The organism is Mycobacterium sp. AT1 (assembly GCF_002043095.1).
Lineage (GTDB): Bacteria > Actinomycetota > Actinomycetes > Mycobacteriales > Mycobacteriaceae > Mycobacterium.
This window is the reverse complement of record NZ_MVOC01000066.1, coordinates 24,536-47,750: the sequence shown is the minus strand read 5'-3', so window position 1 is coordinate 47,750 and position 23,215 is coordinate 24,536. Positions and strand designations below refer to the sequence as shown.

The following is a 23,215-nucleotide window of genomic DNA, read 5'->3' as shown; positions in this document are numbered from 1 at the left end:
TCGTCAATCCTGATACCGCGCCGTCGGCGGGCCGGGTGACGGCGCGACCTGCTGCAGGTTGGCCTGATAGAGCCGCTCCCACGTACCGTCCTCGCGCATCTGGTCGAGGGCACCGTTGACGAAGCGCACCAGGTCCTGGTTCTCCAGTTTGACGCCCACTCCATAGGGTTCGTCGCCGATGCTGGCGCCAACCAGCTCCAGGTTCCTTCGATCCTGCGCCAACAATCCGGAGAGCACGACGTCGTCGGTGCTGATCGCGTCGACCTGGCCCTGCTGCACCATCACCAGGCAGTCGGTCCACTGCCCGACGCCGTAGAGCGTGGGCCGCGGGTCGAGGGCGAACAATGCAGTCAGGGACGTCGTCCCCTTCACCGCGCACACCCGTTTGCCGGAAAGGTCTGCGGCAGTTCGGATCCCGGAGTTCTTCGTCGCGAGGATCCGCTGCTTGGCGATGTAGTAGGGCGTGGAGAAGGCGACCTTCTTCTTGCGGTCGCAGGTGATCGAGTACGTGCGGACGACCAGGTCGACCTGACCCTCCTGGAGCGCGGTCTCCCGTTGCGCCGCGGTGACCACTCGCAGGTCGACCCGATTGGGGTCGCCAAAGATGCTGCGGGCCAGTTCGCGAGCCAGGTCGACGTCGAAACCCTCGAGCTGACCGGTGGCCGGGTTGCGGGAGCCGAACAGGTTGGTGGATTGGTCGACGCCGACGATGAGACGGCCGCGCGCAAGGATGTTGGCCATCGTCGAGCCCGGTGGCATCGCGCCGGGCGCGGGCTGCGGACCGGGGCGAAGGCTCGCCTCCCTGTCGCAGTCCGCGTTGCCTGCAGCCGGTGCGGTGCCGATTTCCTCGGCGCCGCCCGGCATGGCGTTGACGGGCGTGACGGTGACCGCCTGAGGCGCCTCGGGAGATCCGCAGCCAGAGGTGAGCGCGAGCACGACGAGCGCCACGGCGATTCGCACCTTCACAGGAACTCCTTGAGCCGCGGCCACAGCCCGACGACGGCGGCCGCCGCGGCGATCACCATCAGGACCAATGTGCCGGTGGGACTCCACGACAGGCGAGTTCCTGCGGCGGAGACGTCGTCGCGCAGCGTGGTGCGGGTCTGTTCGATGGCGTCGTTCAGGCTGGTCTCGATGCTCGCGAACAACGCGGCCGACGCGCTCGGATCGGGTCCGATCGCCTGGGCGAGGGCACCGGGATAGTCGCCACCCTGGTAGAGCTCGACCTGCCTGCCGTGGCTGGCGGTCCACGCGGCGACGCCGTCGGCCGCCACGGGTTCGTCGTCGAGCAGGGCGGTCAGCTGGCCGATGCGGTCGCCGAAGGACTTCTCCCCTGCGGTGATGTCACCGCGCGAGATCAGCTGCAGGGTCTCGTCGGTTCTGGCCTTCTGCGCGATGACGCGCGCGTTCGCGAGTTGCTCGAATCGCGCCGTCCCCTGCGTTCGGCTTGCCTCGATGCTGTTGGCCGCGAACACGTTGGCCACCACGATCCACCCGATCACCAGAACGACCGCGATCGTCGCGGCCATCAGACCCCGGTTGAATTGCCGGTTGGTGCGCCCCACCAGGATCAGCGAGCCGACGGCGATCAGCACCAGCACGATCACCAGCAGGACGAGCCCGACGACCGGCAGCGACGCCACCGCCTTCTGGTCCTCGTCGACCGCCGCGAGGGCTCCGGTGTACACCCGCTCGGCACTGGGGAGCATCGAGGTCTGCATCGACGACGACGCCTCACGGAAGTACGCGGCGCCGACGGCGAAGCCTTGCCGGTTGTTGGCCCGCGCGGACTCGACCTGACCGGTGTAGGCGGCCAATTCGGCCGAGATCTGCGCCAACGCGGTACGCGTCTGCGCGTCGCTGGCTCCCAGCGTGGCGTCGGTCAACGCCTCGGCGGCGTCGGCGAGGGCCTGTTGGTAGCGCGCCCGCATCGGGGCCGTCTCGAGTCCGCCGGACAGGTATTCGGTCGCGGCGGCGGCATCGGCGGCCGAGAGTGCGGCGTAGAGCTTCTGCGCGTTGTAGGCGAACGGCTCGGAATGGTCGAGAACGGCGTTGCCCTTGGCGATCCGGCTGTCGAGCTGGCCTCCGACGACGACGCCGGCGACGACACACGACGCCGCGACGAGCACGGCAATCAGCCCGATCACGCCGGGGGTGGTGCGGGCGAAGCGCCGCAGCCATCCCGCGGATGCCCTGGCGTCCAGCGTGGGCGTCGGTGCCTGCGTCGTGGTCATGTCGTTCACCCCCAGCCGCGATCGTAACCGCAGGCGGTCAGCGGCTCGGAGGTAGAACGATATTCGCCGTCGTCAACGCGGGCTATCCAAAGTGGGCCTTGGGGATCTGCGCGTGCACGCCGACGGTCTTGTCGACCACCTGGCTCACGGAGAAGTTCGCCGCGGCCGACAGATAGGCGTATGCGGTCGGGCGATCCATGCCCCGGTCGTCTTGGAGGAAGTTCAACGCGTTGACGACGGCGCGTCGCATCGCGACGTTCAGGTCGTTGCCTTGGCCGTTCACCGCGCCGTCGGGATCGGACAATCCGATCGGGATCCAGGCATCCGCGTTCTCCGCGAAGGGGTACCCGTACGCGACCGACGGGGCGTCGCCACTGCCCTTCTTGCAGACCGTCAAACGGAAGGTGCCGCGCAAGGCCCCCTCCATCGCCGTCAGCGCGACCTCCCCGTCGCCCATCGCCAGGTGGGGATCGCCGACATAGAACAGCGCGCCGTCGGCGAACACGGGCAGATAGAACGTCGAGCCGGGACCGAGCAGGCCGATGTCGATGTTTCCGCCGCCGAGGGTGGGTGGGATGGAGTTGGCGTTCGGCGACGTCAGGCCGGGCGCGCTGGCGTAGGCGACACCCATCATCCCCATGAACGGCCGCAGTGGAAAGCGAACGGCGGCATTGCCGAACGGCATGACGCCGTGGCCGTCCTCGACGGCGGTGAAGGTGGAGACGTTGCCGTACTCGGCCGGGTTCTTGGTCTTCCTGCCGTCGGTGGCCAGCGGTGGCATCACCTCGTCGAGTGCGATGCCCGCCGGCGGCGTCCCGTCGGCGGTCACTCCGAGCGCACCCTTGCCGTGGCGGCTCGACACCACGCCGTACGGGACTCTCGGGGTGGCTTCGAGCGTCTCGATCTTCAGGACGTCGCCGGGCTGAGCGCCCTCGACGAAGATCGGACCGGTGACGACGTGCGGGCCGTCGACGTCGAAGTTTCGGGGCGTGCGGTCGTATCCCGAGGCGATGTCCACCGCGTCACGAAGGACGTCGGCCTCCGCAACGCCGTGAGAACCGAAGTATTCGAGGGGATTTCGGCCCTGGTCCTCGAGGATTCCCTCGTGCGACACCGCGTCGACGGTGACGGTTTGACCGGATTTCATCTGCAGCACCGGCCGCGACTCGACGGTCGGCACGTAGCCCCACAGCACCTGGTCGACCTCTGAGCTCAGATAGTGGTCGCCAGGCCTGTCCCCGGTGCCCGGCTGAAGGATCGGGCCGTTGCCCTGCACCACCGGGCTCGACGGGGTGACACCGCCGCCACCCCCGGTCGCCGACGAGCACGCTGCCGCGGTGCCTGCGATGCCCACGCCGGCGAAGATTCCGACCACCGCCTGCGCGAACCCCCTGCGGCCAATGCCGCGGGCGATGGTCTCGGCGGCGTGTTCGGCCAGTGAATCGGTCATGTAGAGCTCCCAGCTCGTCGAGGGGCGAAGCGATCCCCGTACGGATTCCCCGGTTGCGTTTCTGAGAAGTTGCTGGGACGTAACGACTCGCGACGAGCCTCGGTTGGGGGTTACCCGACGCCGCGCGAGGGAACCAATGGGCATGAGCACAGCAACGCCGAAGGTCGAGCCGGGCTCGCTTCGTCAGGCCATCGTCGGAGCGGGCATCGGCAACACCGTGGAGTGGTACGACTTCGCGATCTACGGCTTCCTGGCCACCTACATCGCCGAGAAGTTCTTCCCGTCCGTCGACGGCACGGCCGCGCTGCTCAGCACGTTCGCCGTGTTCGCGGTGGCGTTCTTCATGCGTCCGCTCGGCGGGTTCTTCTTCGGCCCACTCGGCGACCGGATCGGCCGCAAGCGGGTGCTGGCGATCGTGGTGGTCCTGATGTCGTTGTCCACCTTGGGCATCGGCCTGGTACCGAGTTTCGACACGATCGGGGTCGCGGCGCCGGTGCTGCTGGTGCTGCTGCGCTGCGTGCAAGGCTTCTCAGCCGGCGGCGAATATGGCAGTGGCGCATGCTTCTTGGCCGAATTCGCCCCGACGCGGCACCGCGGGCTCGTCGTCGCCTTCCTGGTGTGGTCGGTGGTGGTCGGCTTCTTGCTGGGATCGGTCACCGTCACCGCGCTGGAGGCGATCCTGTCCGAGGAGGCGATGAACGCCTACGGGTGGCGCATTCCGTTCCTCATCGCCGGCGCCCTCGGCGTAGTCGGGTTGTACATCCGGCTGCGGCTCCGCGACACCCCTGAATTCGAAAACCTTCAAGACTCGGGCGAAGTGGCCGAATCCCCACTGCGGGAAGCGCTGCACACGGCGTGGCGGCCCATTCTGCAGATCGTCGGCTTGGTCGTCGTCCACAACGTCGGCTTCTACGTGGTGTTCACCTATCTGCCCACCTACTTCACCAAGACCCTCGGATTCACCAAGACCGACGCCTTCGTCTCGATCACCGTGGCCAGCGTCGTCGCACTGCTGCTGATTCTGCCGCTGGCGGCGTTGTCGGACCGGATCGGCCGCAAACCGTTGTTGATCGCAGGCGCCGTCGGATTCGCGGTGTTCGCGTATCCGCTGTTCACCCTGCTCAACGCCGGCTCTCTCGGCGCCGCCATCGCCGCCCACGCGGGCCTTGCCGCCCTCGAGGCCGTGTTCGTGTCGGCGTCGCTGGCCGCGGGCGCCGAGTTGTTCGCCACCCGGGTGCGGTCCACCGGCTACTCGATCGGCTACAACGTCTCGGTCGCCCTGTTCGGCGGCACGGCACCGTACGTGGCGACCTGGCTGACCGATCGGACCGGCAACGCCGTCGCCCCGGCCTACTACGTGATCGTGGCCGCGGTGGTGACGCTCGCGACGGTGCTCACCATGCGGGAGACGGCGAACCGGCCGCTAGCCAGCGGGGTCGACGACCCAGGAGCCCCGATACAGCACGCCAACCACCCGAAGATCTGAGTCAAGCACCGCCACATCGGCTTTCGCGCCGGGGACCAGCCCGTCGGCCGGAAGGCCAAGGGCCCTGGCCGGATTGAGCGAGGACTGCCGCACGGCCAGCTCCAGCGCTTCGTCGTGCGGCAAACCGCAGTGCTCGACGGCGAACCGGAACACCCGGTCCATCGTCGCCGTGCTTCCGGCGATGGTGTCCGTGCCGGCCACCGACGCGACCCCGCCGACGACGTCCACGGCCAGCGGCCCCAGATGGTAGCGACCGTCGGCCATCCCGGTCGCCGCCATCGCGTCGCTCACCAGCGACACCCGGTCGGGCCCGACGCTGCGCGTGACGTGCCGGTAGATCGCGGGGGCGACGTGGACGCCGTCGGTGATCAGTTCGACGGTCACCCGCGGGTCTTCGAGGAGCGCGACGACGGGCCCCGGCTCGCGGCGGTCGACGGGGCGCATCGCGTTGAACAGGTGAGTGCCGACGGTGGCCCCGGCGGCGATCGCGGCCCGCGTCTGCTCGTAGGTCGCCTCGGTGTGACCGACGGCGGCGACCACCCCGGCCGCCACTAGCCGGCCGATGGCCGCCAGCGCACCGTCGCGCTCCGGGGCGATGGTGACCATCCGGACGGCTCCCCCGCCCGCCGCCAGTACGCGGTCGATCTCGTCGGGGTCCGGGTCGCGCATCAACGAGGGCTGGTGAGCGCCACACCGCTTGGTCGACAACCATGGGCCTTCGAGGTGGATGCCGTCGATCAGCCCGGTTCGGACGTCGCCGGCCAATTCCGTTACCTGCCTGAGCAATTCGTCAGGACCCGCGGTGACGAGGGAGGCGAGGACCGCGGTGGTGCCGTGCCTGCGGTGCACCCCGACGGCGGTCGCCGTCTCCTCGGGCGTGGCCGCAGTGAAGTTGGCTCCCCCGCCACCGTGCAGGTGGGTGTCGACGAAGCCGGGAACCACCGTGACCGCGCCAAGGTCGCGGTCGGCGGCTCGCGGTGGCGGACCACCGCCGACGGCCAGCACCACTCCGTCGGAGACGTCGATCCAGCCGGGCCGCAACAGTTCTCGGCCGGTGAGCAGGGCGTTGGCGGTGATGAGCACTCAGATGCCCTGCCACCCGGGCTTCGAGAGATAGGTCTCGCGGTAGTAGTCGACCAACTGGAGTCGGCGGGCGGCGGAGTCGTCGAGCAGCACCGTGACGTGCGGGTGGTGCTGCATAATCGTCGCCGGCCACATTGCGCTGACGGCGCCCTCGACCAGATGGTGGACCGCCTCGGCCTTGCTGCGACCCGTGGCCACCAGAATCAGGTGCCTGGCCTCCATGATGGTCCCGAGTCCCTGCGTCAGGCAGTGCGTCGGCACCGATTCGACGTCGTCGCCGAAGAACCGCGCGTTGTCGACGCGGGTCTGCCGGGTCAACGTCTTGATGCGCGTGCGGGACGCCAGCGACGATCCCGGCTCGTTGAAGGCGATGTGCCCGTCGGTCCCGATTCCGAGGATTTGCAGGTCGACTCCGCCGGCGGCCCGGATCGCGGCCTCGTACGCCGCGCAGGCGGCCGGGATGTCGTCCGCCTCGCCGTCGGGGCTCGCCACGGCGTCCGGTGGGATGTCGACCCGCGAGGTGAACACCTCGTCGATGACGTTGCGGTACCGCTCGGGGTGGTCGGCGGGTAGGCCGACGTACTCGTCGAGCGTGAATCCGCGGGCGCGGGCAAACGAAAGGTGCCCGCCGTCGCAGCGCACCGCCAGTTCGTCGTAGATCGCCAGTGGCGACGATCCGGTGGCCAGCCCGAGGACGGCGTCCGGCTTCCTGGTCAGCAGGGCGCCGATCGCGTCGGCGGCGATGCCACCGATCTCCGTGGCGTCGCGGCAGATGACGACTTCCATTTACTTGTTGGCGGTGAAAAGGTGTGCGCCGGCGAGGATCTCGGCGCCTTCCAGGACCGCTTCGGCGGCGGCGACGTTGCCCGACTCGCGCTCGTCCATGATGACGACGGGGACGATCGGGTTGAGTCCCTTGGCGACGATCGCCGGGACGTCGTAGGTGATGACGAGTTGACCGGCGGTGACGACGTCACCCTCGGTGGCGTGTGCCGTGAAGCCCTCGCCCTTGAGTGCGACGGTGTCCAGACCGAGGTGCACCAGGACGCCCACGTTGTCCGGGGTCAGGACGACGAAGGCGTGCGGCAGCAGCTTCAGCAGCTTGCCGCCGACCGGTGCGATCGCCTCGGTGACCTCGTGCGGCGGTTCGACGGCGGCGCCGTATCCAACCATGCCTTGAGAGAAGACCGGGTCGGGAACGTCCTGCAGGGATACCGCGCGCCCGGCGACCGGCGCGAGGACGTGTGTGGTGCTCATCTGCTCAACAATACGAGTACCGGTGCAACCGGGTCTCGTGTTCCCGGGTTCTCGTCTAGGCTTCCCCGCAGCTTTGGCGGTGGCCGGCGTGGCCGGCAGAGGAGGGTGACCATACATGAGCGGTACGACGAAACCCCAAGGATCACAAAAGAAGTCGGGTGTGCGAATCCCTGGCTTCGCGCAACTGCAGCGACTCGGCAAGAGTCTGATGCTCCCCATCGCGGTGTTGCCCGCGGCGGGCATTCTGCTCCGTCTTGGTCAGGACGACCTGCTGGGCAGCATCAAGGCTCCGGTGATCGGACCGTTCTTCCAGGCGATGACCGCGGCGGGCGACGCGATCTTCAGCAACCTGCCGCTGCTGTTCGCAGTCGGCGTCGCGATCGGGTTCGCCAAGAAGGCCGACGGGTCGACGGCGCTGGCCGCCGTCGTCGGGTATCTCGTCGTGCAGGCGGTGTTCAAGACGATGTCGCCGATCGTGCTGGCCGGTGAGGTCGACAAGGCGGGCGAGCAAGCACAGATCAACTACAGCGTGTTTGCCGGAATCCTGGTCGGCCTGCTCACCGCGTATCTGTTCGACAAGTACCACACCATCCAATTGCCTTCGTATCTCGGCTTCTTCGGTGGTCGGCGCTTCGTTCCGATCGTGGTGTCCCTGGCCTGCCTGTTCCTCGCCTTCGCGATGAGCTACTGCTACCCGCTCTTCGACGCAGGCCTGACCGGTCTCGGCAAGTTCATCGGCGGCTCGGGGGCCATCGGCGCCTTCATCTACGGATTCGCCAACCGCATGCTGATTCCCCTTGGCTTGCACCACATCGTCAACTCGTTCGTGTGGTTCATCTACGGCGACTACCAGACCCCGGACGGCAAGGTCGTCACCGGCGAGCTGACTCGCTTCGCCGCGGGCGACCCGTCGGCGGGCCTTCTCACGTCGGGCTTCTACCCCATCCTGATGTTCGGCCTGCCCGCGGCGGCGCTTGCCATGATCCACGTCGCAAACAAGAAGCAACGCAAGGTCGCGGTCGGCATCCTGTCGGCGGCCGCGTTGACCGCGTTCCTGACCGGCGTCACCGAACCGCTCGAGTTCGCGTTCATGTTCGTGGCGTTCCCGCTGTACGTCGTGCACGCCGTCCTCACCGGGCTGTCCCTGGCTATCGCCTATCTACTCGACATCCATCTGGGCTTCTCGTTCTCGGCGGGGCTGATCGACCTGCTGCTCTACGGCACGGCTCCCGCGGCGAAGAACATTCCGCTGCTCATCGGCATGGGCGTGGTGTTCTTCGTCGTCTACTACCTGCTGTTCCGGTTCGCGATCACGAAGTGGAACATGCGGACTCCCGGCCGCGAGCCGGAGCTCGAGTTCGAGGCGGAGGAGCGCGCCAACCTCGGCGAGGGAGACGCCTCTGCCACGGCCGTGACGGCGGGCGGGTCGGTTGCCACGACCGAGAGCACGGCCGAGAAACTCATCACGGCGTTCGGCGGCCGGGAGAACCTCGTCAACGTCGACGCCTGCATCACGCGGTTGCGGATGGAGGTCGCCGATCCGTCGAAGGTGGACCAGGCGCAGTTGAAGGCTCTCGGCGCCGCCGGCGTCATCGAGGTCGGCAACAACGTCCAGGCCGTGTTCGGCACGCAGGCCGAGGCGCTGAAGAACGACATCAAGGACGTGCTCTAGCGCTGTCCTTCGGCAGGACGAGCGCCGCGATGGCGGCGGCGGCGACCGCCAACGCCAGGATCGTGGTGGCGACGGCGGTCCAGCCGTACCGGTCGAAGGCCACCCCGCCGAACCAGCCGATGACGCTGGAGCCGGCGTAGTAGAAGAGGTTGTAGAGCGACGACGCCTGCGCCTTGCCGACGGGGGCCGATTGCCCGGTCCACCCCGAGGCGATCGAATGCGCTCCGAAGAACCCCGCCGTCGCCACGACGAGACCAACCAGGACCACGATCACGTTGTCGCTCATGGTGATTGCAACGCCGGCGACCATGATCGCGACGGACACCAGCAGCACCCGCTTGCGGCCGAAGCGGGTGGCCTCGGCCCCGGCGCGAGACGACGCCCAGGTGCCGGCCAGGTACGCCAGGAACACCAGACTGACCAGGAACGACGGCAGGAAGAACGGCGCACCGGTCAGCCGGAACCCCAGGAAGTTGTAGAGCGCGACGAAGCCGCCCATCAACAGGAAGCCCTGGGCGAACAGGGCGAGCTGCCGGGGCGACCGCAGGTTGGCCGCCAACCGGTGGACGAGCGTCCCCTCGGGTCCTGCTCCTCGACGGGGAACGAAGCCGCGTGGTGCGGGCGCAAGCTTGACGAATGCCAGTGCGGCGCAACCGCACAGCACCGCGACGGTGAACACTCCCCCACGCCAGCCGGCGAACTCCGCCACGGGGCTGGCCACCAGCCGGCCGAGAAGACCGCCGATGGTGGTGCCTGCGACGAATGTCCCTGCGGCCCGCGCGGCGTGCGCCGGGTCGATCTCTTCGGTCAGATACGCGACCGCGATGGCGGGCACTCCACCGACGAACAGGCCCTCGACGAAGCGGCCGGCGAGCAACGCCTCGTAGGTGGGCGCGAACGGAACCAGTAGCCCGACGGTGGTGGCGACGCTGACCGAGATCGTCATCGCCTTCACTCGCCCGATGCGGTCGGCCAACGTCGACCAGGGAATGACGCCGAGCGCCAATCCGACGGTCGACGCCGAGATCGTCAGCGCGGCGTCCGCGGCACCGATCTGAAGGCCGCCCGCGATGAGCGGCAGCACCGCCTGCGGCGAGTACAGCTGCGCGAACGTCGCCACCCCGGCGAAGAACAGCGCGGCCAACAGTCGCCCGTACTCCGCCGACCCGCGGCTATGACCCACCCATCGCGGCGCGGCGCATTGTTCGATCGACACTCGGTCCACGGTAGAAAGCCCCATGCCATGTGTCCAATGCATGTGGTTGACCAACTTGATACGTCGAACACATCATTGCTCGTCAGCGGCTCAGGACTGCTCCGCCGCGACGAGGAAGTCCGAGAATCTTCGTGCCGGCGGAGACAACGGGCGGTCGCGCTCCCACACCAGCCCCACCTCGCGCTTGGCTCCGCCATTGGTCAGCGCGACGTGGACCGTCTTGGCCGAACCCGAATCGTCGCGCGGCACCGGCACCACGGCGACGCCGAACCCGGCGGCGACCAACCCTTCCATCGTCGGAATCTCGGTGGCCTCGAACACGATGTCCGGGGTCAACCCCTCTTCTGCGCAGAGTTCGTCGGTGACCTGACGCAGCCCGTACTGCTCGGCCAACGCCACGAACGGCTCCCCGGCCGCCGCCGAGAGCCGCATTCTGGTTCGCGTGGCGAGTCGATGCCCCGGTGGAACGGCCAGGCACAGGCGCTCGACGTAGAGCCGGCGCCAGGTGAAGTCGGAGGAGTCGGGGCGCGGGGCGGTGATCGCCAGGTCGGCTCGACCGGTGAGGACGCGGTCGGTGATCTCGTGCGCCGGCCCCTGGAAGAGGTCGAAGCCGATCCCGGGGACGGCATCGCGAAACCGTCGAAGTTGTTCCGGCACATACCAGCTCGCGAGCGAATGCAGGAACGCAAGCCGCACCCGACCGCTGTCCGGATTTCGCAGTGCGGCAATGCGATCGCCCGCCGACTGCATTTCGGCGATACTGCGACGCGCGTGCTCGAGCATGATCTGCCCGTAGGCGTTGAGCCGCAGGCGCCGGTTGACGCGGTCGAACAGGGGTGTGCCGGCTTGCTCCTCGAATCGGGCCAGGGCGCGGGACAGCGTCGGCTGACTCACCCTCAGCTCGGCGGCGGCCACCGTGACGTGTTCGGTCTCGGCGAGGGTGACGAACCACTGCAGTTCCTCGAGGCGCACGGCCCGACGATAGCCTCACGGCGCGTCGACGGACTCCTCGAGATGGGCGAGTGCGCTCGCCGCATCGGGTGCGACGTAGACCAGGTCGGCCGACGGGATCGGCAGGAATCCGTCGGCGTCCATCCTCGCGAGTTGCTTGGCGAGCCCGTCGTAGAAGCCAGCGGTGTTGAGCAGCACCACCGGCTTGTCGTGAAAGCCGTGCTTGCGAAGTTCCAGGATCTCGGTCGCCTCGTCGAGTGTCCCCAGTCCGCCGACCATCACCACGACGGCGTCACATCCGGCCAGCAGCAACGCCTTTCGTTCGGCGAGGTCGGCGGCGAACACCATCTCGTCGGCATCGGCCCTGGCCTTGGCGCGGAGGAACTCGACGGAAACGCCCACCAGCCGGCCCCCGGAGGCGTGCACGCCGTCGGCGACGACCTTCATCAGCCCGGTGTCGGAGCCACCCCAAACCAGCGTGTGGCCGCCCGCCCCGATCAGCTCGCCGAACTCACGGGCCGGGGTGGTGTACCGCTCGTCGAGGTCGGCGGCGGAGAGGAAGACACAGATCTTCACGGGCCCAGTATGACGGGCATACACCAGACTCACAGCTGAATATTGTTTACTATACTCAGATGAGGCACGACGAACGAGAGAACGAGAGGTGGCCGACATGACCGGAGTGGAGATCCCCTTCACCGGGGTGCGATTGCGCTTCGACAGCACGAGGAGCTTCTCCTCGCTGGTCGACGCGCTGATGGCCGACGTCGGCCGCCAGCCCGTGCCGATCGAGGCCATCGCCGAGCGGCACGACGACTGGGCGTCCTACGAACGCGAAGTCCAAGACCACGTCGGACCCCACGGCTTCATGCTCTTCGGGTCCTTCGACCACGGTGGGTGGATCACGAAGGCCGGGATCGACCGTCAGGTGCTGCGCGTGATCGTCGGCAACCCGCTGATCGCCATCACGATGATTCGACACGACGTCACGGCGGGCCTGTTCGCGCCGGTCGAGCTTCTGCTCACCGAGGAAGACGGCGACCGCAGCGCCCTGACCTACGTCCGCCCGTCCTCGTTGATGGTCGTCGAACCCAACCCGCCGCTGCTCGAGGCCGCCGTCGCACTCGACACGAAACTCGCTGCCCTGGCCGCGTCGATCACGGAGTCCTAAACCGCCCTACCTGCCGTGGGCGGCGAAGAACTGCGCGCTGGCCAGCGACGCGTTGGTCGCCGTGGTGGTCAGCCCCGCGCCCGGCAGGGTGAAGTTGCCGGTGGGCCAGGTGTGCCCGCCGCCGTTGATCTGCAGCAGGACGACGGCGGTGCCGTCGGCACATCCGATCGCGCTGAACCGTCGCACCGACGTACCGTCACCGGCGCTCGGCAACTCGTCCTCGACCGGCGCACTCGCGCAGCGGTCGACGTCGCGGAAGCGTGCCGACAAGGCAGGCGCGGCGAGGATGTCGCTGGGTCCGCCGCGGCCCACCATGCCACCGCCGGCGAAGGGCACGACGGGATCGGCGGTGCCGCTGAAGGCCAGCATCGACACCGGGCGGGACGGATTGCAGGCAACGCCTGACCCCAGCGTGGCCGCCACCGGCGCCACTGCCGAAAAGACGTCGGCCCGGTCGCACGCCAGCCGGGTGGCCATGAAGCCGCCCGCCGACATTCCGGTGGCGAAGACTCGCCCCGGCGGAATGCCGTAGTCGCGGACGAGTCGGTCGACCAACGCCGTCAGGAACCCGACGTCGTCGACGCCCTGCCGATCCGGGATCGACGCACCGCGTCCGTCGGCCCAGCTCTGATCGATGCCGTCGGGGTAGGCGACGACGAAGCCGAGTGCGTCGGCCGCTGCGGCGTAGTTCGTGCTGGCTGCCTGCGCCGCTGCGTCGCTACCGGCACCGTGCAGGTTGACCACCAGCCCCGCGGGCCGGTCGACACCACTTGGGGCGTGCACCAGGTAGGTCCGCTGCAGCCCGCCGAACGACATGTCACCCCGGAAGTCGCCCGCCGACGCGGTCGCGACGAATCCGAAGAGGGCGCAGCCGAGAACGGATGCGATGGCTGTCAGACGCACGAAGGCCGTCCTGATCGATGCGAGCACCTGCACAGTGTCGACGGCAAAGTTGGACGACGGGTGAACTTGAGGGACCTGGCCGAATTTCGTCACCGTCTCGCGTTACCGCCAGCAACGACGTTGAAACGCCGAGCGCATCCGGCCAGCCCGAAACCGCACGTGAGGCCACTGCCGTCGGGCAAGAATGGGCCGATGCGCTTCGGAAACTTCATGGCCCCCTTCCACCCGGTCGGGCAAAACCCGACGCTCGCCATCGAACGGGACCTCGATCTGATCGTGGCGATGGACCGCCTCGGGTTCGCCGAGGCGTGGATCGGCGAACATCACTCCGCCGGGTTCGAGATCATCTCCTCCCCCGAGGTCTTCATCGGTGTCGCCGCCGAGCGAACGAAGCACATCAAACTCGGCACCGGCGTCAGCTCGTTGCCGTACCACCATCCCCTGATGCTGGCCGACCGGATGGTCCTGCTGGATCACCTCACCCGTGGCCGGGTAATGCTTGGGTGCGGGCCGGGGCAGCTGACCTCGGACGCCCACATGCTCGGCATTCCCGCCGACGCGCAACGCCCGCGGATGGAGCAGAGCCTCGACGCGATCATGCGACTGCTGCGCGGCGAAACGGTGACCATGCACACCGACGGCTTCACCCTTCAGGACGCGCGCCTTCAGTTGAAGCCTTACAGCGAGCCATGTTTCGACGTTGCGGTGGCGGCGTCGTTCTCACCGACCGGACCACGCGGCGCAGGCAGGCACGGCGTCGGCATGTTGTCGATCGCCGCGACGGCGCGCCAAGGCATGGATCTGCTTGCCCAACACTGGAAGACGTGGGAGGACGTCGCCCTGGAGCATGGTCACGTCGCCGATCGGTCGAAGTGGCGCCTCGTCGGCCCGATGCACCTGGCCGAGACCCGCGAGCAGGCCGAGCGCGACGTCGAACACGGCATCGTCGAGTTCTCGCAGTACTTCAAGCATCTGCTGCCCGCCGGACCGGTGCAGGGTGACACCGTCGCCGAGATCCTCGCCAACAACCGGCAGTCCGGTTTCGCGGTCATCGGGACGCCCGAGGACGCGGTGGCCAAGATCTCCGAACTCGTCGAGGCGAGCGACGGCGGCTTCGGGGCGTTCCTGCTCTTCGACCACGACTGGGCGCCACCCGCGGCGAAGCTCAGGAGTTACGAGCTCTTCGCCGAGTACGTGATGCCGCACTTCACCGGTCAACTCACCGCCCCGGTCGCCTCCCGGGACTGGGTGCTCTCCAGCGGGACGGAGTTCATGGACCGCGCCGCGCACGCGATCGGCAAGGCGATCGAGGACCATGCCGCCGAACAATCCGCCAAGCAGATCTGACGCGGTGGATCCACTCCTGCAGGAAATGCTCGACGAGCATCAGCTCAGACGGCTCGTCCACGCCTACTGCCGCGCCGTCGACCGCGGTGACCTCGACGCGCTGAGGGACCTCTATCACCACGACGCCACCGACGCCCACGGCACGTTCTCGGGCGGATCGGTCGACGACTTCATCGGCGGGCTCGCCGCCGCGAGACCCCACCTCCGGTCGATGCAGCACCACGTCACCACCGTGACCTTCGCCGTCAACGGGGACACGGCCGAAGGTGAGATCTACACCGTCGCGACCCACACGCTGATCGCGGGTGCCCGCGACGTCGACGTCACCGTCGGCGGCCGCTATCTCGACAAGTACGGCAAGCGCGACGGCACGTGGCGGATCTCCGAGCGGACCATCGTCACCGACTGGGCACGCGTCGACGATCCGTCGCCGGTGGAGTTCGGTCACCCGATCACCAGGGACACCCCGCGCGGCAGCCCCGGCCCGAACGACCCGTCGCACCAATTCTTCTCGCTGCTTGGTCTTCGCTGAGCGGGGAACACCACCCCCATGAAGACCGTCGAATACTCGCCGGGGCGTTCGGTCGACCTGTACGGCGACCCGTCAAACCCCACCGTGCTGCTGTGGCACGGGATGCAGACCGATTCCAAGGCCGCGCTACGGCCACTCGCCGTGGCGATCGCCGGGCATCGCCTCGCCGTCGTGGTCCCGGACTGGAACTCCCACGCCGACGACGGCGGCCGCTCCGACCTGCTCGGTTCGGCAGCGTTTGCGCGGGACAGTGCCACCAATGCCGACGATCTGGTGGTGGTCGGGTGGTCGATGGGAGGTCTCGCCGCGGCGGGGCTGACGATCCAGTCTGATGCCATCGGCATGCGCGTCGGCCACACCGTGTGCCTCGCCGGCGCCTTCGGTGCCACCGACCCGATCTCGGGCGCAAATCTGGCCGACGGTCTCGACGGCGGACCGACCGGGTCCTTCACGCTGCTGCACGGCCTGCACGACGACGTCGTACCCATCACCGTCTCGACGACGTTCGCGGCGCGGCTCGGCGAATGCGGTTGGCCCGCAGAGGTCGTGGAGCTCGACGCCGACCACGGCTCGATCGCCGGTGCGCGCTACGACTCGGCCGGCGACCGCTACGAACCGTCCGACGATCCCTCGACGCTGAGCATCGCCGCCGAGGTCGCCGGACGAATCGCCGTCGCGGCGGGACGCTGAGCTACGCCTGCGACGCCGTGGGCCTGGTGGCCCTCAGCCATCAGTCAGCCGATTCGTCCGACCGCTTCACGACGTCCGGGGCCACCTCGCGGGTGGCCATGCCGCCGCTGCGACCGTGGTCGGCCGGTCCCGGCGGCGGGTCCGCCGCGTCGGTGTGATCGTCGTTCTTCTCGTGCTTCTCGGCCATGAGAATCAGATGCCCCGGCCGACCGAACTTCAACCGCGCCTAGAACGGGCTGCTGTTGGACTGCCACTTCGCGGAATCGGGCCGAGGACCGAAGCGCGCGGCGTAGTCCTCGTGAAGCCGGGAGTCCTTGCGGCGCCTGAGCGCGTCGACCAATGTCGGGTCCAGGTCGTGCTGCACGAGGCGGTGTCGTCGCCACACCTTGTTCAGCGCCAGCGACATCAGGATGGCCCAGATGTAGATCGGCGCCGTCATCTCCAGGTGGACGTACAGCGACGCGGGCAGCAGCCACAGCGGGGCGAGCACCAGCAGCGGCGGGATGGCCATCCGCAGGACGTGCCTGCGAACCGCGCCCTCGCCGGCGAGGTCCTCGGCCACCCAGTTGCGCATGGACGGTGGCAGGCGCTTCCCGTAGGAGTAGGCGACGTATTGCAATGGCGTCGGTCGGGCGTCGTTCATGGTGGCTCCCATCTTTCGGTTCAGGCGTCGAGCGCGCCGGCCGCCAACGCGGCCACGTTGATTCGCGTCAGGACGCGGTGAAGTTCTTCCAGCTCGGGCATGTCCACCCCGAGTCGCGCGACGACCGCGGGCGGAATGTTCAGGGCCTGCGCCCGTAGGGCGGCGCCGGCCGGGGTCAGCTCGACGTCGGTGGCGCGCTCGTCGACCGCATTTCTCTTACGGGTGACCAGGCCAATGGCCTCGAGGCGCTTGAGCATCGGCGACAAGGTGGCCGAGTCCAGCTGCAGCGCCGTGGCGATCCGCTTCACCGACAGGGCGGGCGCCTCCCCCGACGCCGACTTCTGGTGATCCCAGAGCGCCAGCATCACCAGGTACTGGGGGTGGGTCAGGCCGAGCGGTTCCAGCAGCGGTCGGTAGACGGCCAGGACGGCACGGTTGGTGACGGCCAACGCGAAGCAGACCTGGCGTTCGAGCGCCAGCGGGTCGGTGTCCACCGCGGCCGAGGAAGTCATATTTTGATCGTACGCTAATAATTAGGGCACTAACAATGTGTCGTCAGGCACTACGCCGTTCGGACTCGACGAATGCCGTCTGACCGTGGTCGAGGTGAGCGAGCGCAACGCGCAGGCGCTGCCTACCGCGCGACACCCGCGACATCACTGTGCCGATCGGGATGTCCATCAGGGCCGCGGTCTCCGCATACGTGTACCCCGCCACCCCCGCGTAGTACATCACCGTGCGGGTCCCATCCGGCAACGTCGCCAGCGCGCGACGAATGTCGTTGTCCGACAGCATGTCCAACACCTCGTCCTCGGCCGAGGGCCGATCCGCGGACAGCCGTGCCGCACCACCGGCCGACTCGTGCTCGCCCACGTCGTCGACGGTCACCTCCGCCGGGCGCCGCTGCTTGTACCGGTGCGCGCTGATCCACCGGTGGTACTGAATCCGGAAGAGCCACGCCTTCAGATTGGTGCCGGGCTGAAACGACCGGAACCCCCGATAGGCGTGCAACAGCGTGTCCTGCAACAGATCTTCGGCATCGGCGTCGTTGAGAGTCAGTCGACGCGCACGGCGACCGAGGGCGTCGAACAGAGGGACCGCGTCGCGGGCGAAGCGCGCGGCCAGTTCCGCGTCGGACTCCCGGTGAGACTCGGCGGTGGCAATGGTCATGACGAGAGGTCCCCTGTTCGGTGTCGCTGAAGGTGCATCCTCAGAATCACGGTCGGGAGAAGGAACCGAACCCTTGAAAGTCCGTAGTCGGACCGCGGCTCCGTCCGTGGTGGACTCACCAGGGGTCGACGAACGTCACCGTGGACTCGAGGGGTTCTCGACCCGTTCTGACGTAGGTGACCGCCGGGTCCTCGTAGCCGATCGACATTCCGCAGAACAAGACCAGCTCCGGTGGCGGCGACAGCACGTCGGCCACGGTGGTCCGAACCTGTGACCACGCCATTTGCGGGCAGCTGTGCAGTCCCTCGGCCCGCAGCAGCAGCATGACCGACTGCAGGTACATCCCGAGGTCCGACCATTGCGGCAGGCCCAATTCCCGGTCGACATAGCAGAACAGCGCAGCAGGCGCCCCGAAGCAGTCCCAGTTGGCGATCGCCGCCCTGGCCCTCGCCTCCCAATCCTCACGGGCCACGCCAAGTGCGCTGTACCGCTCCCTGCCGAACGACGCCCGCCGCTCCCGGTACGGAGAGTGCAGCGCCGGCGGGTACATCACGTATTCGCGCTCGTCCCAGGGCTCACCGGCGGCCACCCGCTCAGTGGCCGCCTTCTTCAAGGACGTGAGCGTTTCGCCGGTAACCACGTACACGTGCCACGGCTGAATGTTCGACCCGGACGGCGCCCACGCCGCCGCGCTCAAGACACGTTCGAGCACGTCCCTGGAAACGGGTTGGTCGGTGAAGCCGCGGACCGACCGCCGGCTGGTGACCGCCTCGTATACGTCCATCTCAATCGCCCTTCCTCGTGAAGCCTGGCTTCAGCGTGGCTCGGCGAGGGCGGTCGCGAACCCTTGACGATTCGTGGTTTTCGGCGACTACGGGTGCGGGCCTAGCTCGCCCAGGAGATCGTCCGCAACTGCCGGCGTGAGGAGATGTCGAGCTTGACGAACACCTTGCGCAGATGCCATTCCACGGTGTGGGTGCTGATGAACAGTTGGGCGCCGATCTCCTGATTGGTGAGCCCGTCGCCGGCCAACCGGGCGATCTGCGTCTCCTGGGCCGTCAACTCGCCGCTGGCGCTGACGGCGCGCTTGCGCACCTTCTCGCCTGTGGCGACCAGCTCGCGCCGAGTCCGCTCGGCGAAGGCCGCCGCACCCATCCGGGTGAACGCCTCGTGCGCCACGTTCAGCTGCTTGCGGGCGTCGATGCGGCGATTCGCCCGCCGGAGCCACTCGCCGTAGGACAGCCTGGCCCGCGCACCGTGCAGCGCCGCTCGGGCGCGGTCGAGGCGCTCGACGGCTTCCTCGAAGTGCCCCTCGGCACGCTCGTCGGTCGCCAGGAGGGCCCGGGCGGCAGCCACCACGCCCAATCCCCAGTCGGTGCCACTTGCGCCCGGCCGCTGCTCGATGAGGGCCAGAGCCGACGAACCGGATTCGTGATCACCCACATGTGCTGCGGCCTCGATCAATTCGAAGAGGCTCCACCCGTAGAACCCGAGATCCTCGTACTCGCAGCACTCGCGGGCCGCGGCCAGTGCCTCGTCGTAGCGGCCGAGCCCGTTGAAGAGGACCGCGGAGGTGAACCGACTGACGCCGACGAGTCGTCCTTCGCCCCTTGCGATTCCGTCCGCAGCGGCGGCGGCGAGCCTCTCGACGGCCTCGTCGGGGTCGCCCCGCCACGCCGCGAGGTTCAGGGAGTGGTACTTCACCGGCGTGTAACCCGTCGCCGCGGTGATGGCGTTGGCCTCCTCGATGAGGGTTTGCGCCATGCCGAATTCACCGGTGTACACGTGCACCCCGGCCCGATAGGCGAGCGCAGGCGGCAGCACGGCCAAGGCGCCGGTGTCGCGGGCGCGGCGCACCGTGTCGGTCGCAATTTGCTGAAGGACCGCGTCGTCCCACAGCTCGTGCGCGGCAGATTCCTGGGCGATCGGAAAAGGCCATTGCACGGCCTGACCAGTGTCGTTGCCGCCGTGGACGTTCCACAGTTCCAGCGCCGATCGCATGTGTTCGGCACCGGCGCCGGGACCGTCGAGGATTCGACTCGTCATGCCGCTCAGCAGAAAGTCGATCGGACGCTGCAACTCTGCGACGCGCCCGACGGCCCACCGGCCCGCCCTAGCCACCCTCGACAGCATGCCCGGCTCACCGAGCCGACCCGCGTACATGGCTGCGGTGAGCGCCTCGAAGTACGTGTCCCGCGCCAATTCGTCGGCGAGACCGTCGAGTCGTTCTGCGGCAGTGAGGAGTTGCCACGCGGCGTCGGCCGCCGTCGGCGCCCCCGGCTCACCGGCGCGGCTGCTCGTGAAGTCCATCTGTGCACGCATCCGGGCGATCTGAGCCCGTTGCAGCGCCGACAGGGGCCCCAGTTCGGCGATCGCGAGCAGCTCGTAGGCCGCCTCGGGTGCGGCCGCTTCCCGCTTGGCCTGGGCGGCGGCGATGGCCCGTGCCCCGCGCAGGACCGGATCGGAGGTCAGCACCGCCGCACGCTCGAGGAACGTGGCTGCCGCCGACACACCGCCTCGGCTCTGGGCGCGCTCCGCGGAGGTCTCCAGTTCAGCGGCCACCGCGTCGTCCGGTCCCGACGCGGCGTTCGCGGCGTGCCATGCCCGACGGTCGGGGGCCGCCTCTGGATCGGTCGCGTCGGCCAGCGCCCGGTGGATCTCCCGGCGCTCGGTCAGGTCGGCGGCCCGGTAGGCGGCCGACCGCATCAACGGATGCTGAAACCGCATGCGCCTGCCGAATTCGATCACTCCCGCGGCCTCGGCCGGTGCGAGGGCGTCGACCGGGATCCCCAGCCGCGCCGCAGCGCGAAGAAACAGGGCGGCGTCCCCCACCGGCTCGGCCGCGGCGACGAGCAGCAGCCGCCGCGTCGACTCGGGCAGCGCCTGAATGCGCCTGAGGAAGCCGTCCTCGATCTGACCCGCGGAGGTCCGCCGGACCGCCGTCCCGAAGCCACCGGCCAGCTCGGCGGCGGAAACGTTGCGCGGCACCTCCAGCAGAGCCAGCGGAATGCCACGCGTCTCCGCCACGATGCGGTCACGCACTCGCGCGTCGATCTTGCCGAGGACCACCGACTCGAGCAGCTCCCGCGCCTCGACGTCGGAGAGGCCGCCGACCCTCAGCTCGGGCAGGCCCTCGAGGACGTCGGCGACGCCGTCGCGCACCGCGAAGATCATGGCGACAGGCTCGGCCATCAGGCGGCGCGCGACGAACCCGAGGGTTTGCACCGACACCTGGTCGAGCCATTGCGCGTCGTCCACGACACAGAGCAGCGGCCGATCGGTGGCCGCCGCCGCCATCAAGCTGAGCACCGCCAACCCGACGAGAAAGCGGTCGGGTGCGGGTCCGACTCCCCTGCCGAAGGCCACCGACAGCGCCTCGCGTTGCGGCTCTGGCACTTCGTCGACGCGATCCATCAGGGGCGCGCACAGCTGCTGCAACCCCGCATACGCAAGCTCCATGTCGGACTCGACACCGGCCACCTGGACCAGTTGGAAGCCCTCGGCTTCAGCGATGACGAAGTCGACCAACGCCGACTTGCCGACCCCCGCCTCCCCACGGATGACGAGCGTCCGGCTCTCGGCTGATCGGACGCTCGACAACACCTGCCGCAGCGTCGCGCATTCACCGGCGCGCCCGCGCAGATCCTTGCCCGACATCTACCACCGCGTCTGTTCGAGTGAACCCTCTTGCCCGCCGATCGTAACGACGCGTCGAGGATCGACTAACCCTTGGCTGCCGTTTCGATGATCCAGTCCTCGAAACGGACGTCGTAGGCGACGACCCCATCGCCGGGAAGCAGGGTGCGCTCCTCGACGGCGAGCCCCAGGTACTTCGCAGCAGGGTCGACGACCACCTGACGAGCGTCGCCACGGGCGGTGAGCCCCGTCCGAATCAGTTCCGGCAGCGCGAATTCCCGCGGTCCGCCGACCTCCACGATGCCGTTGCGCGGCTCGCCGAGCGTGGCGGCGGCGAGGGCGCGTGCGACGTCGGCGGCGGCCATCGGTCGAATCAGCACGGCAGGCAACCGCACCGTCGCGTCCACCGTTGCCGAATCGGCGATCGTCTTGAGGAATTCGAAGAACTGCGTCGCCCGCACGATCGTGTACGGGATCGGCCCGGCGGCGACGAGCGCTTCCTGCGTCGACTTCGCCCGGGAGTAACCGCTCTGCGGCGCAGAGCGGTCGGTGCCCACCACAGACAACACCACGTGATGGCCGACGCGCGCGTCGGCCTCCGCCTCGAGCAGGTGGGTGGTCGACCGGCGGAAGAACTCCAGCGCCGCCTCGTCCTCGGTGGACGGCGAATTCGACACGTCGACCACTGCCGACGCGCCGGCGAGCGCCGCCGCCAGGCCCTCACCGGTCAGGCAGTCGACGCCGGTCGACGGCGCGGCTGCCACGGCCTCGTGACCGTCCGCGATCAACGTCTTGACCAGCTTCGAGCCAACCTGACCGGTTCCTCCGACGACGACGATCCTCACGCTGGGCCTCTTCCCGGTCCGTCCGGCGACGGCACCTGCTCGGCGGTCAGAACGGATGGGACGGCGCAAATTCATCCCGTCGGCCGTGTCACCATTCGTGGGTGACCGACCTCCCACCCGGCGTCCGCAGCCAGCTCGACGAATGGGAGCTCACCGCCGAGGGACCGGTGATGCACGGGGCCGCGTCAACCGTGGTGGCAGTGCGCACGTCGGACGACACGCCCGCGGTCCTCAAGATCGCCTCCCCCGCCGTCGAATCCGAACACGAGCACCTCGCGCTCCGACGCTGGGGCGGTGTCGGAGCGGTTCGCCTGCTGCGGGCCGACCCGCACCGCCACGCCCTGCTGGTGGAGCGGCTGAGCACCCAGAGTCTCGACACGCTGTGGGACGTCGAGGCCTGCGAGGTGGTGGCGGCACTATACCGGCGGATTCACGTTCCAGCTCTGCCCCAATTGCGTTCCCTGGCAACCGTTGTCGAGCAATGGGTGCGTGACTTCGAGGACCTTCCCCGCGGCGCGCCGATCCCTCATCGGCTGGTGGAGCAGGCAATCTCCGCGGCGCGCGAGCTGACCTCAGACCCAGACGCCGGCGTCGTTCTGCATGGCGATCTGCACTACCGGAAGGTGCTCGCCGGCGAACGTGAACCCTGGTTGACAATCGGACCCAAACCCCTGAACGGCGACCCGCACTTCGAGATCGCTCCCATGCTCTGGCACCGCTGGGACGAACTCGAGGGATACGTTCGCGGCGGCATCCGCACGCGCTTGCACGCCCTCGTCGAGGCGGCCGGCTTCGACGAGGCGCGTGCACGATCGTGGGTCCTCGTTCGCGTGGTGCACCAGGCGGTGCGAGCGCTTCGGACCCAATCACCTTCTGGCCCAGCCCAACTCACCATGTACGTGGCGCTGGCGAAGGCCGTTCAGGATTGA

Annotated in this window: 24 protein-coding genes; 7 read left to right on the top strand and 17 right to left on the bottom strand. The window is 68.6% G+C overall.

The annotated features are described in order from the left end of the window. Positions 1 to 3: 3 nt before the first annotated feature. The 3 genes from B1790_RS28050 to B1790_RS28040 all read right to left on the bottom strand — a co-directional run bounded on the left by B1790_RS28050 (position 4) and on the right by B1790_RS28040 (position 3,684). On the bottom strand, positions 4 to 966 hold the full coding sequence (locus tag B1790_RS28050; protein WP_079926559.1) for a glutamate ABC transporter substrate-binding protein: 963 nt from the start codon (positions 964 to 966) through the stop codon (positions 4 to 6). Next, positions 963 to 2,234, bottom strand: coding sequence for a hypothetical protein (locus B1790_RS28045; protein WP_233165356.1), 1,272 nt, complete (start codon positions 2,232 to 2,234; stop codon positions 963 to 965). The genes B1790_RS28050 and B1790_RS28045 overlap by 4 nt, the downstream gene beginning before the upstream one ends. Before the next feature lie 82 nt (positions 2,235 to 2,316). Then, positions 2,317 to 3,684, bottom strand: a complete 1,368-nt coding sequence (locus B1790_RS28040; protein WP_079926558.1) for an acetamidase/formamidase family protein — start codon at positions 3,682 to 3,684, stop codon at positions 2,317 to 2,319. Between the two features lie 142 nt (positions 3,685 to 3,826). On the opposite strand from B1790_RS28040, the gene B1790_RS28035 reads away from it, so the two are divergent. Then, on the top strand, positions 3,827 to 5,170 hold the full coding sequence (locus B1790_RS28035; RefSeq protein ID WP_079926594.1) for an MFS transporter: 1,344 nt from the start codon (positions 3,827 to 3,829) through the stop codon (positions 5,168 to 5,170). Here B1790_RS28035 and nagA read toward each other — a convergent pair. Genes nagA through B1790_RS28020 form a run of 3 tightly spaced genes read right to left on the bottom strand, consistent with a single transcriptional unit; the run spans position 5,108 to position 7,510 of the window. Beyond that, positions 5,108 to 6,253: an N-acetylglucosamine-6-phosphate deacetylase gene (nagA, locus tag B1790_RS28030; protein ID WP_079926557.1), complete on the bottom strand. Its 1,146-nt coding sequence runs from the start codon at positions 6,251 to 6,253 to the stop codon at positions 5,108 to 5,110. The two genes, B1790_RS28035 and nagA, sit on opposite strands and share 63 nt — an antisense overlap. Next, positions 6,254 to 7,039, bottom strand: a complete 786-nt coding sequence (nagB, locus tag B1790_RS28025) for a glucosamine-6-phosphate deaminase (protein WP_079926556.1) — start codon at positions 7,037 to 7,039, stop codon at positions 6,254 to 6,256. It lies immediately after the preceding gene. After that, positions 7,040 to 7,510 (bottom strand): PTS glucose transporter subunit IIA, encoded by a 471-nt coding sequence (locus B1790_RS28020; RefSeq protein WP_079926555.1) that lies wholly within the window; start codon positions 7,508 to 7,510, stop codon positions 7,040 to 7,042. Between the two features lie 115 nt (positions 7,511 to 7,625). On the opposite strand from B1790_RS28020, the gene B1790_RS28015 reads away from it, so the two are divergent. Continuing rightward, positions 7,626 to 9,182 carry a PTS transporter subunit EIIC gene (locus B1790_RS28015; protein ID WP_079926554.1) on the top strand — a complete coding sequence of 519 codons (1,557 nt, stop codon included), beginning with the start codon at positions 7,626 to 7,628 and terminating at the stop codon, positions 9,180 to 9,182. Here B1790_RS28015 and B1790_RS35930 read toward each other — a convergent pair. From B1790_RS35930 to B1790_RS28000, 3 genes are all read right to left on the bottom strand, one after another. Beyond that, positions 9,166 to 10,398 carry an MFS transporter gene (locus tag B1790_RS35930; protein ID WP_369832444.1) on the bottom strand — a complete coding sequence of 411 codons (1,233 nt, stop codon included), beginning with the start codon at positions 10,396 to 10,398 and terminating at the stop codon, positions 9,166 to 9,168. The two genes, B1790_RS28015 and B1790_RS35930, sit on opposite strands and share 17 nt — an antisense overlap. A 90-nt stretch (positions 10,399 to 10,488) precedes the next feature. Then, complete coding sequence (locus B1790_RS28005; RefSeq protein WP_079926552.1) at positions 10,489 to 11,370, bottom strand: LysR family transcriptional regulator; 882 nt, start codon at positions 11,368 to 11,370, stop codon at positions 10,489 to 10,491. A 15-nt stretch (positions 11,371 to 11,385) separates the two neighbouring features. Further along, positions 11,386 to 11,925: a TIGR00730 family Rossman fold protein gene (locus B1790_RS28000; protein ID WP_079926551.1), complete on the bottom strand. Its 540-nt coding sequence runs from the start codon at positions 11,923 to 11,925 to the stop codon at positions 11,386 to 11,388. Positions 11,926 to 12,022: 97 nt separating this feature from the next. Here B1790_RS28000 and B1790_RS27995 point away from each other — a divergent pair, with 97 nt between their 5' ends. Then, positions 12,023 to 12,520: a DUF302 domain-containing protein gene (locus B1790_RS27995; RefSeq protein WP_079926593.1), complete on the top strand. Its 498-nt coding sequence runs from the start codon at positions 12,023 to 12,025 to the stop codon at positions 12,518 to 12,520. A 6-nt stretch (positions 12,521 to 12,526) separates the two neighbouring features. Here the strand turns inward: B1790_RS27995 and B1790_RS27990 are convergent, their stop codons facing one another. Further along, positions 12,527 to 13,423: a PHB depolymerase family esterase gene (locus B1790_RS27990; RefSeq protein WP_369832443.1), complete on the bottom strand. Its 897-nt coding sequence runs from the start codon at positions 13,421 to 13,423 to the stop codon at positions 12,527 to 12,529. Between the two features lie 192 nt (positions 13,424 to 13,615). Between B1790_RS27990 and B1790_RS27985 the strand changes: the two genes are divergently transcribed. The 3 genes from B1790_RS27985 to B1790_RS27975 are packed head-to-tail and all read left to right on the top strand — an operon-like array spanning position 13,616 to position 15,992. Further along, complete coding sequence (locus B1790_RS27985) at positions 13,616 to 14,770, top strand: LLM class flavin-dependent oxidoreductase (protein WP_079926591.1); 1,155 nt, start codon at positions 13,616 to 13,618, stop codon at positions 14,768 to 14,770. Then, a complete protein-coding gene (locus tag B1790_RS27980; protein ID WP_079926550.1) occupies positions 14,739 to 15,302 on the top strand; it encodes a nuclear transport factor 2 family protein in 564 nt (187 codons plus the stop codon). The genes B1790_RS27985 and B1790_RS27980 overlap by 32 nt, the downstream gene beginning before the upstream one ends. An 18-nt stretch (positions 15,303 to 15,320) precedes the next feature. Further along, on the top strand, positions 15,321 to 15,992 hold the full coding sequence (locus B1790_RS27975) for a S9 family peptidase (RefSeq protein ID WP_079926549.1): 672 nt from the start codon (positions 15,321 to 15,323) through the stop codon (positions 15,990 to 15,992). Positions 15,993 to 16,032: 40 nt separating this feature from the next. Here B1790_RS27975 and B1790_RS35115 read toward each other — a convergent pair whose 3' ends face one another. The 7 genes from B1790_RS35115 to B1790_RS27945 form a co-directional block, all read right to left on the bottom strand. Next, positions 16,033 to 16,179 (bottom strand): hypothetical protein, encoded by a 147-nt coding sequence (locus tag B1790_RS35115; RefSeq protein WP_198952141.1) that lies wholly within the window; start codon positions 16,177 to 16,179, stop codon positions 16,033 to 16,035. Positions 16,180 to 16,218: 39 nt separating this feature from the next. Then, a complete protein-coding gene (locus B1790_RS27970) occupies positions 16,219 to 16,635 on the bottom strand; it encodes a DUF5313 domain-containing protein (RefSeq protein ID WP_079926590.1) in 417 nt (138 codons plus the stop codon). Between the two features lie 20 nt (positions 16,636 to 16,655). Then, positions 16,656 to 17,147, bottom strand: a complete 492-nt coding sequence (locus B1790_RS27965) for a MarR family winged helix-turn-helix transcriptional regulator (RefSeq protein ID WP_079926548.1) — start codon at positions 17,145 to 17,147, stop codon at positions 16,656 to 16,658. Between the two features lie 43 nt (positions 17,148 to 17,190). Further along, complete coding sequence (locus B1790_RS27960) at positions 17,191 to 17,805, bottom strand: sigma-70 family RNA polymerase sigma factor (protein ID WP_079926547.1); 615 nt, start codon at positions 17,803 to 17,805, stop codon at positions 17,191 to 17,193. A 115-nt stretch (positions 17,806 to 17,920) separates the two neighbouring features. Continuing rightward, the gene (locus tag B1790_RS27955; RefSeq protein ID WP_079926546.1) at positions 17,921 to 18,589 is read right to left on the bottom strand and encodes a nitroreductase; all 669 of its coding nucleotides are present in this window, start codon (positions 18,587 to 18,589) and stop codon (positions 17,921 to 17,923) included. A gap of 101 nt (positions 18,590 to 18,690) precedes the next feature. After that, a complete protein-coding gene (locus B1790_RS27950; protein ID WP_079926545.1) occupies positions 18,691 to 21,462 on the bottom strand; it encodes an AAA family ATPase in 2,772 nt (923 codons plus the stop codon). Positions 21,463 to 21,527: 65 nt separating this feature from the next. Beyond that, on the bottom strand, positions 21,528 to 22,286 hold the full coding sequence (locus B1790_RS27945) for an SDR family oxidoreductase (protein WP_079926544.1): 759 nt from the start codon (positions 22,284 to 22,286) through the stop codon (positions 21,528 to 21,530). Between the two features lie 101 nt (positions 22,287 to 22,387). On the opposite strand from B1790_RS27945, the gene B1790_RS27940 reads away from it, so the two are divergent. Beyond that, the gene (locus tag B1790_RS27940; RefSeq protein ID WP_079926543.1) at positions 22,388 to 23,215 is read left to right on the top strand and encodes an aminoglycoside phosphotransferase family protein; all 828 of its coding nucleotides are present in this window, start codon (positions 22,388 to 22,390) and stop codon (positions 23,213 to 23,215) included.